The organism is Paraburkholderia sp. MM6662-R1, assembly GCF_050436245.1.
Taxonomy (GTDB): Bacteria; Pseudomonadota; Gammaproteobacteria; order Burkholderiales; family Burkholderiaceae; genus Paraburkholderia; species Paraburkholderia tuberum.
The window spans coordinates 2038129-2051703 of record NZ_JBNDLV010000004.1 but is presented as its reverse complement, the minus strand read 5'-3'; the positions used below and the strand labels follow the sequence as shown (position 1 = coordinate 2051703).

Genomic DNA, 13575 nt, shown 5'->3' with positions numbered 1-13575 from the left:
AGGCAATCAGTTTCTGACGCTCCATACGGACCGACCAGGATGAATTTTCTGGTGTCATTCGACGCGGCTGAAATGCCGGCTCATTTATGTTGTGGGTGCCTAACTAGCGCCTGGCACCACAGCTACTCTCGATGGATGGCGACCCGGTCAAGGGCCGCTCATCCCGAACTCATCGAGGGACGATCATTCTCTTGACGCGGCTACCGGCTGCCCGGCCGGCAGTTCGCCCATCGACTGGAACAGCGCCGCAGTATCGCTCATACGCTGGCTTGCTGCGCGAATCGAGCTGAGCTGTGCACTTAGAAACCGCTGCTCACTGGCATACTGTGCCGTAGAAGGCAGGGAGCCCATGCGATGGCGCGACGCCGTATCATCGAATGCCGCCCTCGCGGCCTCCGCCGCCGCTTCCGTCGACGCGAGTGTCTGTGCGTCGTTTTCCAGTGCGGCAAGCGAATCCGCGACATTCTGGAACGCCGACAGAACGGTGGACTTGTAGTTCAGCACGGCCGCATCGTAAGCGTCGATCGACGCCTTGCGGTGCGCGAGCAGCGCGCCGCCATGGAAAATCGGTTGCGTCAGGCTCGCACCAATGGCCCAGAGTCCGCCCGCGCCTGAGAGCACCGCCGGCCAGCTAAAGCCGCCGCGGCCCATCGAGCCCGTCAGTGACAGGCTCGGAAAGAGCTGCGCGGTCGCAGCGCCGACATCGGCGGCTGCGGCCTTCAGGGCGGCGTCGGCTGCCTGTACGTCGGGGCGCGAACGCAGCAGGACCGACGGCACCTCGACAGGCACGTGTTCGGGCAACACCAGGCTGTCGAGATCGGGAACGGCCGGGGCGTTGTCCGGCGTGCGGCCCATCAGCACCGCGAGCGCATGGAGGGCTGTGGCGCGCTGCTGGCGTAATGCAGGAAGACTCGCCGCAGCCGTAGCCGCATCCTGCGTCGATGCGAGCGCCTGCGCACGGGAAACTGACCCGAGTGCGTACCGCTGCTGGTCCTCGTTCGCGACCGTCCTGGCCACGGCGACGAGCCGTTCGGTGAGCGCGATCTGGCGATCGAGTGCCGCCACGCTGATCGTCGTACCGACGATGTTTGCCGCGAGCGCGCGCCGCGCCGCCTCCAGTTGATACGCCTGCACGTCGACGCGAGCGGCGCTGGCCGCGTTCGCCGAACGCGTCGCACCGAACAGGTCAAAGGTGTAGGACGCGAGAACCTGTCCGGCAAAAAAGTTATAGCGAACCTCGCTGGGGCCAATGCCGGGCACAAGCGGTGTACGCCCGCGATCGACCTGTGCGGCAGCATCGATTGAAGGCAGCGTCGATGCGCCGACCTGGGCGCGCAGTTCCTGCTGCGCGGCTGCGAGCGTCCGCTGCGCAGCCCCGAGCGTGGGGCTGTTGCGCAAGCCTTCCTCGACCAGTGCACTCAGCGCGTCCGACCGGTAAAGCTGCCACCATTGCGGAACGCCCACTGCGCCGATATCGAACTGCTGCGCCACGCCGCCCGCTGCGACGGTCTTCGCCGGCTGTGCCTCGGCACCGTAGTGCGCAGGCGAAGGCATCGCCGGGGGCGCGCCGCTGGGACCGAACGAGCAGGCCGTCAATGCGAGTGCCGCTGTCACGGCAAGAACGGATGTTCTATACACGAGGCTCATGCTCAAATCTCCGTATGCTCGTCCACGACCGGTTGCATTCCGCGCTCGTCGTGCCGGACCCTGAAGCACGCCGCGTACAGCGCGGGCAGGAAGAACACGGTCAGTACTGTGGCGATCGTGATACCGCCCATCAGTGCGGTCGCCATCGGACCGAAGAAGCCCGAGCGCAGCAGCGGAATCAGCGCGAGGACGGCGGCGGCCGCCGTCAGCATGATCGGCCTGAAACGCCTTATGGTTGCGCCGATAATCGCGTCGAAGCGCGCATGCCCTGCCGCGATATCCTGATCGATCTGGTCGACCAGAATCACGGAGTTGCGCATGATGATGCCGAACATCGCAATCACGCCCAGCAGCGCGACGAAGCCGAAAGGCTTGCCGAACAGCAGCAGCGCGGCCACGACGCCAATCAGGCCGAGCGGCGCCGTCAGCACGACGATGAAGGTCCGCGCGAAGTTCTTGAGCTGGATCATCAGCAACAGCAGCACGGCGATGATCATCAACGGCATTTCGGCATTGATCGACGTCTGGCCCTTCACGCTTTCTTCGACCGCGCCGCCCACCTGAATGCGATAGCCGACCGGCAGCCTGGCGGTTTCCGCCGCGAGCGCACGTTCGATGTCGTGGGTCACGTCCATCCCCTGCGCGTCGCCGCGCACGTCCGCCTGCACCGTGATGGTCGGCTGACGGTCGCGTTGCCAGATGACGCCGTACTCTTGCGTATCGCGCACGTGTCCGAGCGAACCGAGCGGCACCGGGCCGTGGGGCGTCGGAATCGCGAGGCTCATAAGCTGCGCCGGATTGACACGTTCGCTCTTTGGCGCACGCAGATCGACGTTGATCAGCTTGTCGCGCTCGCGGTACTGCGTCACCGTGTAGCCCGATAGCGTCATCGCGAGGAAGTTCGACACGTCCTCCGAGGTGACACCAAGCTGGCGCGCCCTGTTTTGATCGATCTCGAACGAGATCGAGCGCTCCGCCGGCTCGTCCCAGTTGAACTGGACGTTGCGCGTGCGGGGATCGGCGCGGACCTTGTCCGACACTTCTTGAGCAAGCGATCGCACGGTCGCGATATCGTCGCCGCTCACGCGGAACTGGATCGGGAACCCGACAGGCGGACCATTCTCGAGCCGGGAGACACGCGTGCGCATGCCGGAGAAGTCCTTCTCGAGCATGCCGTCGAGCCAACGCATCAGTTCCTCGCGCTTCTCAACGCTTTTAGCCGCAATCACGAACTGCGCGAAATTCGGCTGTTGAAGCTGCTGGTCGAGCGTCAGGTAAAAACGCGGCGCGCCGGTGCCGACGAAGTCGACGAAGTGGTCGATCCCGGCTTTGCCGTCGAGCACCTTTTCCAGGCGCTTCGCTTCACGCAGCGTCGCTTCGAACGAGGCGCCTTCCGGCAACCGCAGATCGACCAGCAGTTCCGGCCGTTCCGAGTTCGGGAAGAACTGCTGCGGCACGCGCGTGAAGGCCAGCATGGAAATCGCGAAAAGCACGACGGTGACGCCGAGCACGACCCATCGACGCTCGACGCACCACGCAACCCATCCCGACAGGTGCCGGTAGAAGCCGGTGTTGCCGATTTCATGCGGATCATGGTGTGCACCGCCGGGTTGAGGCTTGCGTTCCGGCAGCAGGTGATAACCCAGCAACGGCACCAGCACGACGGCCGCGAACCACGAAACGATCAGCGCGATGGCCGACACTTCGAAGATCGAACGCGTGTATTCGCCCGTGCTCGATTTGGCGAGCGCAATCGGCAGAAAGCCGCATACGGTGACGAGCGTGCCCGTCAGCATCGGGAATGCCGTGCTGGTATACGCGAACGCTGCCGAGCGCGCCCGGCTCCAGCCTTGCTCCAGCTTCACCGCCATCATTTCGACGGCGATGATCGCGTCGTCGACGAGCAGACCCAGCGCGAGCACGAGTGTGCCGAGCGAGACCTTGTCCAGGCCGATATTGAAGATGTGCATGCACAGCGCGGTTGCCGCCAGCACGATCGGAATCGTGATCACGACGACCATGCCGGTGCGCAGACCGAGCGAGACGAGGCTCACGACCAGCACGATCGCCACCGCTTCGCCAACCGATTTCACGAACTCATCCACCGATTGCTTGACCGCGTGCGGCATGCTCAAAACCGGAGCGAGTTTCAGACCCGCCGGCAGCGTGGCCTGCAGTTCGGCGGCTTTTGCATCGAGCGCCTTGCCGAGGTCGATCACGTCGCCGCCCTTTTGCATCGTCACGCCGATGCCGAGCACCGCCTGGCCGCCGACGCGCATCTGGGTCACCGGTGGATCGTCATAACCGCGTGTGATCTTCGCGATGTCGCCCAGCCGGAACGTGCGCTTGTTGATGGTGATCATCATGTCCGCGAGTGCCTGCACGTCCTTGAACGCGCCGCTCGGCCGCACGAACACGCGGTCGTCCGCGGTCGTGATGGTGCCGACGGGCGCCACGGCATTCTGTGCGTCGATCGCCTGAGCGAGCTGTTGCGGCGTGATCGAAAGCCGCGTGAGCTGCGCATTCGATATCTCGACGAAGATGTGCTGATCGGGGTCGCCAAAATAGTCGACCTTCGCCACACCGGGTATGCGCAGCAGGACTGTGCGCAGCTTGTCAGCGTAGTCGTGCAGTTGCGCCGGCGAAAAGCCGTCGCCTTCAAGCGCATAGATGTTGGTGTAGACGTCGCCGAATTCATCGTTGAAAAACGGGCCGACGGTGCCCTTCGGCAGCGTCGCGGCAATGTCGCCGACCTTCTTGCGCACCTGATACCAGGTTTCCGGCACTTCCTTGACGGGCGCGGAGTCCTTCATGGCGAAGAAGATCATCGACTCGCCGGGGCGCGAGTAGCTCTTGATGTAGTCGATATACGGCGCCGCTTGCAGCTGGCGGCCGATCCGGTCCGTGATCTGTTCCTGCACCTCGCGCGCAGTCGCACCAGGCCAGTAGGTCTTGATCACCATCGTCCGGAAGGTGAACGGCGGATCTTCCGACTGCGCGAGTTGCGTATAACCGATCACGCCGAAAAGCGTGGCGAGCCCGATCAGAAAGATCACGAGCTGCTGATGACGTAGCGCCCAGGCGGAAAGATTGAAGCCGCCTTCGCCAGATTTGTCTGCCCCGGAAGACGGGACGGGCGCGCTGTTGCCTGCGGATTCACTGTCGCGCGCCCTCATGACGGGAAGTCCTCGGGATGAAGCGGGGGCACCACCTGCACATGCTGGCCCGCGCTCACGGCGTGTGCGCCCTGGAGCATGACGCGGTCGCCGTCGCGTAGGCCCGATCTGATCGAGACGGTGCGCTCGTCATATCGCTGGATAGTGACCGGGCGCAGTTCGAGTGTGTCGCTGCCGGCGCGCACCACCCAGACAGCGGGGTGCTCACCCTCGTGAAAGAGCGCCGTCACAGGCAGCGTAAAAATCTGCCCCACGGGCGCGTTGCCGACGACATCGAACCCCACAATCGCCGTCATGCCGAGGCGCACGTCGCGGCTCGGGGCGGCCAGCGTCAGCTTGACGCGCCAGGTGCGGCTTTCTCGATCGGCAGCAGCCGATACCTCGCGCACGCGCGCCTCGAAGGTCTTGCCGGGTAGCGCCGGCAGCGTTACGCGCGCCATGCTGCCGACTGTCAGCGAGCTCAGCGTGCGCTCGGGCGCGTCGCAGACGATGTCTACGTCGCCCGTCCAGTCGAGGTGATAGATCGATTGGGTTCCCTGAACGTTCTGGCCCGTGTCGGCGTCCTCCGAGGCAATCACGCCGTCGTGGTCCGCTGTCAGCGTCGCATAGCGCAGATTGTCCGAGGCGAGCGCCATCTGGGCGAGCGCCGAGTCGCGCTGGGCGAGCGCGGAGGCGTAGGCGTCCTGCGTCTGTTCAAGTTGCGCCGGCGCGATCAGGTTCGCCTGCGCCTGCGCCTGATCGCGGTCGAGCTGCTGCTTCGCGTAGACAAGTCGATGTTCGGCGGCATCGAGCTGGGCTCGTGCGTTGGCCAGGTTATTGCGCAGGTCGGTCGGGTCGAGCAGTGCAACAACCTGTCCCGCCTTGACGGCATCGCCGAGATGAACCCGCCGTTCGATGATCTTGCCGCCCACCCGGAACGAAAGCACCGTCGAGTAGCGCGCCTGCACCTGAGCCGGCAGCGACGCACCTACCGCGCGCCCGTCGGCGTGAACGGCCAGAGCGACCACGGGCTTCGGCTCAGGAGCGGCGGCTTCGCGCGACTGGCATGCCGACAGCAGGATTGCGCTGCAAGCCGCGACCATCACGTGCCTCCGCTTGGGCGATCGTATGAACGAAGATAAGAAGATACGTGCAATTTCAGGCGCGACAGGAACGGAATGTTTCACGATGTTCACAAGGCAGAGGATTGATCCAGGTAAAAAATTTCCCGATGCTGTAGACCCGCCATGCAATGAAGCACGGTTCGCCGTCAGCATGGGCGCGCAAACAATCTCTATCAGTACGTTGGATTCCTACATATCGCCATGGCATGCCGGCGACATGCGCCCTGCCGATGGGACGCGCGCACTCAGTGTCTGATTCGCGCGCTTACATGCATACTTGCCTCACGGGTCTTTTGCTCTCTACGCCGGCATCGACAAAACTACCGATAAATCGCCTGCGCCAGCGCGCAGGGCCCGGTCGAGTTCCTCCTCGGCTATCAGCTGCCGGTGCAGCACCGCCTCTCTTAGCATGCTGCATCTGGAATGCGCACCGGGTATGCGAGCACTCTTGCCGCCAATATAGGGATTTGCCGCAGTCGCCATCGCGCGACGACACTCGGGCATCTCCCGGATCTGTTCGGAATTGGCCGCGATCTCCCTGATGCAATGCTCGGCCAGCGTCTTGCATGGATGCACCTGAACCGATTCAGCCGCGAACGTGACCGCGACGTCGCTAGCCAAAATCCGGAGTGCCATCTGACGGACGACATCGGAAATCACCGCATTCGGTCTGCCAGGCGTGACAAAGGAGTCGGTCCGCATCCACGCGAGATCGATTTCTGGCACGTCGAATAGTGCCCGGATGGATATCAGATGGAGGTCACTGCACGCGTTCGAAAGCTCGACGGCGATGTCGGTCAAAATGCCGGAAATCCGCAAATACGCGGCGCGTTCCTGGGTTCTTTCAATCGGAGTTGACGCCATAGGCAAACCGAGCGCGGTCATTGCGTTTACTGCATCAACCGCTTCAACTTCAACCGCTTCGACTTCATATCCGGAATGGGCCGTAACGCCCGCGTCAATCGTCGCGCGAAGATAGATTTCACGAAGCTGCGCGGATGACTCTCGCAACCTGACCATCTGTTCGTCCAGCATAAGCGCATGCGTCAAAAACTTGAAACCCAGCGTGGTGTGAACTGCATCGTATAACTGGGTGGTTCGGTCGAGTTGCAGCAAATCGCGGAATTCCTCCGCCTTTCTGACGAAGGCCGACCGCAACGCATCGCACCCGTCACATAGGTGTTCAATCGCAACGCAGATCGAGATCCTAAGTGCGGTCGAATAGACATTGCCGCCTCCGGGACACATGCGCGTACCTGGATCCAGATGAACATAGTCGCCGCGCGGACGACCCAGAAGTTCAAGAGCGCGGTTGCATATCACCTCGTTGGCGTTCATGTCGTTCTCAGTGTCAGCGCGGCCCTGAGTCACGTCGACGAAGCACTGGTCACACAAGCGTCCTTTCTGCGCCTCCACGCAAGAGGCGACGATTGCGTCACCAGGTGGGGGTTCGAGTCGATGCAACTCGGCATTCACTTCTGCGACAGCCTGCTTGACTGCCGCCAGCGCATTCCGCAGGTTTGGGTATGCGCCTACCGGCGTCCCCGATATGGGACAGTTCTCGACGGCGCCAGGCGTGTGAATGCCATATCGCGCTTCCTCGGGTATTTCCCGCTTGCCCAGCGAATCGTATTCGACCCGGAAACCTGGTCTGCCGATCTCCATATTCACTCCTGCCAAGGATGAGTGCTTGCATAAGACACGCAATAGCCAATAGCGGCCGCTCTGCTTATCAAAGGCAGAGCTGGTTCGGACGGGGTTCGTCGGTATGCGTTCCGGTCCAACGAGGCGAGAAGCTATATTCGCGGCAGGCATTGGTGCCTGGATAGAGCCAGTTACGCAAAATGTTTGACATGTCACTTCCTTAGCAGCCGTTGGTGAGACCACGATCTCGTGAAGCCGGTGTATAGCCGCATGTTGATTTCCGGCGACCAATGCGGGTAATTTCTGACGGCTAATCGGAGTGCACCGACTCGGCGCAGAAACGGGCCGAGGAAATACCCCGGTTTCGCTGTCGATGACTATCGCGAAGCCAAGGCGCGCGGACGCTAAAACGCCATTGGGGTCGATGGGGCAACCGCAAAAAAGGCTCACCGCGCACAGGAAAGAGAAAACTTTAGCGGCACGGCGGGCGCCGAGTAGCGCGGCAATGCCTGGGCCAACAACACCGGTCTTGTCGACACCGCCGAGGTGAACGCAGCGTCACCGATGTTCAACAGGAAGTCAGATACTGTCTGGATGAGCGTTCGCCAGGAGACGACATGCGTCGCAGCGGTGACAGAGAATCCGGTATTTCGCCGTTTGACGTCCCGACGCCAAGGATGTGCTTGCGCAAACTGTAATGCCTTCACTCGTGCTCGTTCGTCAAACATGGATTACTTCTCCAGGAGGGTGTGACGGGATCTCCATTATCAGTATGCGTATCGAGGTCTGGCTCGCACGCTACCGTGCATCCGAGCCGCGCGAATGCCACTGGACCATCACGTTTCGGACGCCGCCGGATGAATCAGACTCCGTCGATCGCCCCTGTGCAAAGGCGCTGTCCACATTTCCCACGATAGACGCTAGCGACCCAGGAAGATATCGTACCGTCGGTTATCGCGCTTCTACCTGCCCGTCTAAAGCCTATACGGCGGTATAGCGCAGGCGGCGACAGGGATAAGACCAATCCGCTCAGGTGTAGGGTCCAATACCGTCGTTCAGCAGCGTGCGGAAAGCCGGCGTGTACCCATGCGTGTTGTTCCGGTGGCCGCGATAAAGCGATTCGTTTTTTCGCCATCTCATCGCTCGCGCCTGCACCGCAGCAGCTATCGTTTTACCGAGATATCGGTGACGAGCCAAACGTTTGTCGCGTCCGTCGAGGTATCAACATATACCGTCACCAATACACTGGAGCGAAGCGGCCGCGACTGCCTCCTGGAAATGCGCGACGACGGTCGTGGCGAAAACGGACGTCGGTTTTCCTCGCAAACGACGGAACCTGGTCGCGACGCACGCTTCACTATCCTGTGGCTGATCAATCAGCATGCCACCGGCCGCTACGACTCGCGAACCCTCGCATCAGACGAACCCGTACCGCTTACCGAGAGCGGCGAGAAGATCTGGCCACTGATCGACGCTGGCGCCGTCGTGAATCTCCTCAAGTTCGCACAGCAGATCGACAATGCCCGGATCGTAGGCATTGACGTTGGATGCATACAGCGCCTGCAGCAGCTTGCCGTCCCGGGCGTGCCGATAGTACGAAATGCCGATCCCTTCGATGTCTGGGTGATAGAACTCGTCGCTAACGAGCGATCCGACCGCGCACACGCGGTCGTTGTCGCCGCGCAGCCGGCATGAGCCGTTCTCGTCCTCCGAGACGGCCCCCTGGTTAAGCAGATGAGCGCTGACGCGCTCGTAGATCTCTCTTGCGCACTGCATCACGACACCTGCAACCCTCAAGCAGCGGCTTTCAGAAACGTGGCCGACAGGGCAAATTGTCGAGCAATTGATGCCAGCCGCTCACTCCATTCCCATGTGCCAAATACATCGTGGACGTTCTGCAGACAACTAAGCAATTCGACAGTCACCGGATCGGACACATCGATGCGCGAGCGAAGCAGCGCGCGCTTGAGCGCCGCGACACCGATATCCATATAAGCCGGCACGTCCTTTGGCGGTTTTGCGACGTAGCGGATGGGCACGCCTTCCATTGCCGTCATATAGTCGCGCGGCTTAATGAAGCTGCCGACCGGACAGCTACCGCAGTAGCCTCGATAGGCGCCGCCGCCGCGAGGCAGCAGGGAGGCTCGCGCCTGGCCGAATAAATGCTCTACAGCGTGGTCGAAAATCTCCTGACGTGTCAGGAAGCTCCGGCTTTTCATGTCCACCTCTTTGCGTCTTTCGCATCGGTCAGTCGTTGACAACGGGCAGCCTGCGCTCTAAGTATCAAACGTCGCCGCCGGAACAAAGGGGCTGCTGCGAATACAAGCGACGCGAAGTTTTGACGGAACCTCGATTTGGCTCGAAGCCGCCTGCGCTAGTCAGACCGGAGGCCGTTGTAGGCGCAACGCGCGGCTGCATCGGGCATGGGTTTACGGTACAGCCGCGACCGAAATTGGGCTATCACACGGAAGGAAGGAACGCCTCTACGTTGGGATGCACCGGCACAGTGCTCAGTGTTGCGTGAACATACGGGCGTATAGGCTCTGCCTCCGAGATTTCGATAACGATTGCTTACGCGACGCGAGTGGGCGACTGTGGAGCCGTAGCCGCATGCTGCTCGAGCAGCTCTTCCGGGTCACCGCGCCAAAGCGGGGGCTCTACGCCGCGATATGGTGAGCGTGATCGTTGCCCGCGAGCGCCGGATACCATCGCTCGAAGCATGAGACACCGGCGTGGGGCTGCGCGACCGAGAGCTGGAACACCTTTTTTGAATCGTTTTATACGACGAAAGCGGGAGGCAAGGGCATGGGCCTTGCCATTTGCAGGTCCATTGCCGAGACTCATGGCGAGCGCATCGACGCAGGCGCCGAACAAGCCTGGCAGTGCGGTGTTTCGCTTCGCCATCCCTGTCGAACGGCACGATTGTCCGCGTGCAGCAACTCAGCGCGCCTAAGACCGCCGGTTAAAAGCCCGCGGCGGCAGGGGCGGTTTGCGGCTGCGTTTGTGCTGCCGGGCAGCGGCCAACAGCAGCTGTTTTCCGGTATCTCCTGCTCTTGTGCTGCCCCCGCGTCAAGCGGGGCCAGCAGGGGGTGTACCCTCGCCCCATGCCGCGGTTCATGTTCTAGCCGCTTCGTGCGACGCATTGCAGACGTAGATGCAAGGGTAGCGGGCCGCTTGGGCGGCGGCAAACCTCCATTCGGACATTTACCTACTCCCGTTTTACCGTGTCATACTTGAAACGCGTCTTACGGGCGCAAAAAGGCGCGGATGCGTCTCTGTCAAGCGGGCGAAATGTTTCATCTGTCCGCCGCATTGTGGCGTGTTGAGGACTCGTTTATGGCTACCGATCGGCATGTACCGTCGTCCACGGGTGGAATCCGCGGCTCGACAGTCTTCGTCGTCGACGACGAAGAGTCCATCCGCCTCGCGCTGTGCGATCTACTGGAGTCCGTCGGGTATTCCGTCGAGACGTTCTGTTCCGTGCAGGAATTCGTGACGTTTCGCAAACCCGCCGGCCCGAGCTGTCTCATCCTCGATGTCAGGCTCAAAGGCGAAAGCGGTCTGGCGTTCCAGCAGGCGATGGAACGCGAGGGACTGCAAATGCCGGTTCTCTTCATGACGGGACACGGCGACATGGAAATGTCGGTGCGAGCAATGAGAGCTGGTGCATTCCATTTTTTCCCGAAGCCATTTCGTGACCAGGATATGCTCGACGCGGTTTCCGAGGCAATTTCGAAAGACTCGCAACGCCTCGAAAAGGAACACAGCCTCGCGGCTGTACGCGCCGCGTATGCCTCGCTGACGCCGCGCGAACGCGAGATCCTGGCGCTGGTGGTCAGCGGAATGCTCAACAAGCAGATCGCCGCCCAACTCAACCTGAGCGAAATCACGGTGAAAATCCATCGCGGCCAGTTGATGAAAAAAATGGACGCGCGCTCACTCCCGGATCTCGTCTTCAAGGCCGCCGCACTCGAAATTGGGCGGCAACAAACAAAGCCGCGCCCTTAGGCTCGCGCCAGCCGCCATTGACGGAAAGAGGTCCGAAAACGCTGTTTTGAGCGCCCCTGCCTAAATCCCGACGTTGCCGAGTGCTCGTTTCAGGAGCGCCGCGTCCACGGGCTTGTCGAGCAGCGTGATGGCTGTGCTGGACTGCACCTGCGCTCGCAGCGCGTCGCTGGGAAACGCGCTCACGAAGATCGTCGGCGGCGCGGCGCCCAGTGCGACAAGACGGTCAAGCAACTCCAGTCCTGACATGCCGGGCATGCGGACGTCGGAAAGCAGGACTCCGTTTTCGGTGCGACGGTGCGACGCCCGCGCCGCCAGATAGTCCGCAGGCAGCGAGTAAGTTTCGGTCGAATAGCCAAGCGATTGCACCAGGCTTTCGAGCGCCAGGCGGGATGATTCGTCGTCGTCGACAATCCAGACGATCCCGGAAACGGAAGCCCGCGGCTGTCGTTGCGAGGGGCTTCGGGAGGACATAAGGTCGCTTGCCAATGATTGCTTATTCAATCTAGACCCCGGAGCGTCGACTTGTCCATCATACCGACGTATGTCTGACTATCCCTTCCGGAATGATGAGACGCAGTGCGTCGGCCCCCGCATCGAGACTTGCCGGGCGCGCCCTCGCCCAGGGTTTCATCGTACGAGCGCCGTCCAAGGAACCTTGAGTACACCTCTCGTGGCTAATCTGACCGCCGCGGTGCTGCCTCGGAATGTTGCCCCCGAACCTCTTCTGACTGTCCCCATATCTTTTCCTTACGGTTGCTAGAGTCTTCTGCAGAGCGAGACGCGCAGGCCGGCAAGTTCCATTACCGATTATCGCGACTGAACTGCTCCACGGCGGCCCGCGTCGACGTTGTCTTCAAACGCAAAAACCTACGCTTCGGATCTTTCAGACCGACGGTAAGCCGAGCCATACCGACGTATGAGCTCGACAAACAACGGTGGGCGAAAGTCCAAACGCTCGCAGAATGGATTCGATACTACCCGGCCGTCTATCTTGGCAATCATAGGCGGTGCTGCTGACAAGTCGACTCCCTTTAAAGGCACGACAGGTCCCGCCCCCGCCTATCGGTGAGCGTTGACCTGCAAGTCGTTGTGTGCGTCGACAGGCTCAGATGCGTTACGTGTTGGAGACACACGTTTTCGTCTCGGCATGCCCGTCAAAGGTTAACGATGTTTAGCAAACGCACAGGTCATCGCTGTTTTCCGCGGGCGGAAACAAAGGCGTCCAACGGCAGCAGCATCGGCCGACCGGCCGGGCTCGCAGTTACCATTTCGGCGCTTGTTGTCTGCTGGTGGGAATTGATCAAGATAACTTTGGACTTCGCATTGACCGACAGCGACGCGGCACTCGGCGCGACAGTAGGCACAAGACTGATCGTGGTGGTGTCTGGACTCGCGGTCGTAGGCGACGCACCCTTCGCGCGGCCCGTTTTCTGTTTTCTGTGCGCGATGAGCGTGCTTGCAGTTGGTCCGGCCATCCCGCTTGAGCTCACAGACTCGCTCCTGGTACCAGCCGTCTCGTTCATCGACTGCGTAACGAAAACATTGTTTCTCGCTTGCGCGTTCGCCTCGTCTGGCAGGAATGGTCGTGACAAGCGCAACCACAGTCATGTTTTTGAAGTAGCCGTACTGCCGCCACGCGACTGACGCGCCGACAACGCTTTTTCCCCAACCTTCATTTTGAGGTGACTTTCATGTCCAACTGTTTGCATAACTGGATCTACGTCGGCGCAAACGCTTACGACGAATACACCTATGTCCCATGGCTTAAGCGGAACGTCTACCGGAGAACCGTCGACCTTTGCAGAGTTTGCATCCAATAGTAGTCGATACATTTCTATCCGACTTCCCTCATTTCACCGGTAGCACTCGACGTCAAGCGGCCTTTCTGAGGTCCGAGTGCTCGTCTTGTTCAGTTTGCGCAGGAGTGTTTACTCGCCTCTGGAGGTCTTCGCACGCATGCTCGAAGCCGCTTCACTGCCTCCGCCTGCGTTTCATTA

The 13575-nt window shown here is 61.3% G+C and carries 11 protein-coding genes; 3 read left to right on the top strand and 8 right to left on the bottom strand.

Going from position 1 to position 13575, the window contains the following annotated elements; all coding sequences use genetic code 11:
• Window positions 1–183: 183 nt before the first annotated feature.
• From OKW39_RS39305 to OKW39_RS39295, 3 genes are read right to left on the bottom strand one after another with little or no spacing between them, the layout of a single operon-like run.
• Window positions 184–1647 (bottom strand): efflux transporter outer membrane subunit, encoded by a 1464-nt coding sequence (locus OKW39_RS39305; protein WP_429365172.1) that lies wholly within the window; start codon window positions 1645–1647, stop codon window positions 184–186.
• 2 nt (window positions 1648–1649) lie between these two features.
• The gene (locus tag OKW39_RS39300) at window positions 1650–4823 is read right to left on the bottom strand and encodes an efflux RND transporter permease subunit (RefSeq protein WP_429365171.1); all 3174 of its coding nucleotides are present in this window, start codon (window positions 4821–4823) and stop codon (window positions 1650–1652) included.
• Window positions 4820–5905, bottom strand: a complete 1086-nt coding sequence (locus tag OKW39_RS39295; RefSeq protein WP_090809417.1) for an efflux RND transporter periplasmic adaptor subunit — start codon at window positions 5903–5905, stop codon at window positions 4820–4822. The genes OKW39_RS39300 and OKW39_RS39295 overlap by 4 nt, the downstream gene beginning before the upstream one ends.
• 25 nt (window positions 5906–5930) lie before the next feature.
• Here OKW39_RS39295 and OKW39_RS39290 point away from each other — a divergent pair, with 25 nt between their 5' ends.
• Complete coding sequence (locus OKW39_RS39290; protein ID WP_143037265.1) at window positions 5931–6182, top strand: hypothetical protein; 252 nt, start codon at window positions 5931–5933, stop codon at window positions 6180–6182.
• A 44-nt stretch (window positions 6183–6226) separates the two neighbouring features.
• Here OKW39_RS39290 and OKW39_RS39285 read toward each other — a convergent pair whose 3' ends face one another.
• From OKW39_RS39285 to OKW39_RS39270, 4 genes are all read right to left on the bottom strand, one after another.
• A complete protein-coding gene (locus OKW39_RS39285; RefSeq protein ID WP_429565101.1) occupies window positions 6227–7591 on the bottom strand; it encodes a lyase family protein in 1365 nt (454 codons plus the stop codon).
• A 425-nt stretch (window positions 7592–8016) separates the two neighbouring features.
• Window positions 8017–8298 (bottom strand): hypothetical protein, encoded by a 282-nt coding sequence (locus OKW39_RS39280; protein WP_429565100.1) that lies wholly within the window; start codon window positions 8296–8298, stop codon window positions 8017–8019.
• 688 nt (window positions 8299–8986) lie between these two features.
• A complete protein-coding gene (locus tag OKW39_RS39275; protein WP_429334205.1) occupies window positions 8987–9346 on the bottom strand; it encodes a hypothetical protein in 360 nt (119 codons plus the stop codon).
• 17 nt (window positions 9347–9363) lie between these two features.
• Window positions 9364–9789: a hypothetical protein gene (locus OKW39_RS39270; RefSeq protein ID WP_090810464.1), complete on the bottom strand. Its 426-nt coding sequence runs from the start codon at window positions 9787–9789 to the stop codon at window positions 9364–9366.
• Between the two features lie 1117 nt (window positions 9790–10906).
• Here OKW39_RS39270 and OKW39_RS39265 point away from each other — a divergent pair.
• Window positions 10907–11578 carry a response regulator transcription factor gene (locus tag OKW39_RS39265; protein ID WP_429334207.1) on the top strand — a complete coding sequence of 224 codons (672 nt, stop codon included), beginning with the start codon at window positions 10907–10909 and terminating at the stop codon, window positions 11576–11578.
• A gap of 60 nt (window positions 11579–11638) precedes the next feature.
• Here the strand turns inward: OKW39_RS39265 and OKW39_RS39260 are convergent, their stop codons facing one another.
• A complete protein-coding gene (locus OKW39_RS39260) occupies window positions 11639–12079 on the bottom strand; it encodes a response regulator transcription factor (RefSeq protein ID WP_429334208.1) in 441 nt (146 codons plus the stop codon).
• Window positions 12080–12745: 666 nt separating this feature from the next.
• On the opposite strand from OKW39_RS39260, the gene OKW39_RS39255 reads away from it, so the two are divergent.
• The gene (locus tag OKW39_RS39255) at window positions 12746–13222 is read left to right on the top strand and encodes a hypothetical protein (protein WP_429565099.1); all 477 of its coding nucleotides are present in this window, start codon (window positions 12746–12748) and stop codon (window positions 13220–13222) included.
• Window positions 13223–13575: the final 353 nt, after the last annotated feature.

What these genes read in the sequence shown, in the direction of transcription:
- OKW39_RS39290 (WP_143037265.1), top strand. Translation starts at nt 5,931, where the DNA reads ATGAACGAAGATAAGAAGATACGTGCAATTTCAGGCGCGACAGGAACG.
- OKW39_RS39270 (WP_090810464.1), bottom strand. Translation starts at nt 9,789, where the DNA reads ATGAAAAGCCGGAGCTTCCTGACACGTCAGGAGATTTTCGACCACGCT.
- OKW39_RS39305 (WP_429365172.1), bottom strand. Translation starts at nt 1,647, where the DNA reads ATGAGCCTCGTGTATAGAACATCCGTTCTTGCCGTGACAGCGGCACTC.
- OKW39_RS39265 (WP_429334207.1), top strand. Translation starts at nt 10,907, where the DNA reads ATGGCTACCGATCGGCATGTACCGTCGTCCACGGGTGGAATCCGCGGC.
- OKW39_RS39275 (WP_429334205.1), bottom strand. Translation starts at nt 9,346, where the DNA reads ATGCAGTGCGCAAGAGAGATCTACGAGCGCGTCAGCGCTCATCTGCTT.
- OKW39_RS39255 (WP_429565099.1), top strand. Translation starts at nt 12,746, where the DNA reads ATGTTTAGCAAACGCACAGGTCATCGCTGTTTTCCGCGGGCGGAAACA.
- OKW39_RS39300 (WP_429365171.1), bottom strand. Translation starts at nt 4,823, where the DNA reads ATGAGGGCGCGCGACAGTGAATCCGCAGGCAACAGCGCGCCCGTCCCG.
- OKW39_RS39280 (WP_429565100.1), bottom strand. Translation starts at nt 8,298, where the DNA reads ATGTTTGACGAACGAGCACGAGTGAAGGCATTACAGTTTGCGCAAGCA.
- OKW39_RS39285 (WP_429565101.1), bottom strand. Translation starts at nt 7,591, where the DNA reads ATGGAGATCGGCAGACCAGGTTTCCGGGTCGAATACGATTCGCTGGGC.
- OKW39_RS39295 (WP_090809417.1), bottom strand. Translation starts at nt 5,905, where the DNA reads ATGGTCGCGGCTTGCAGCGCAATCCTGCTGTCGGCATGCCAGTCGCGC.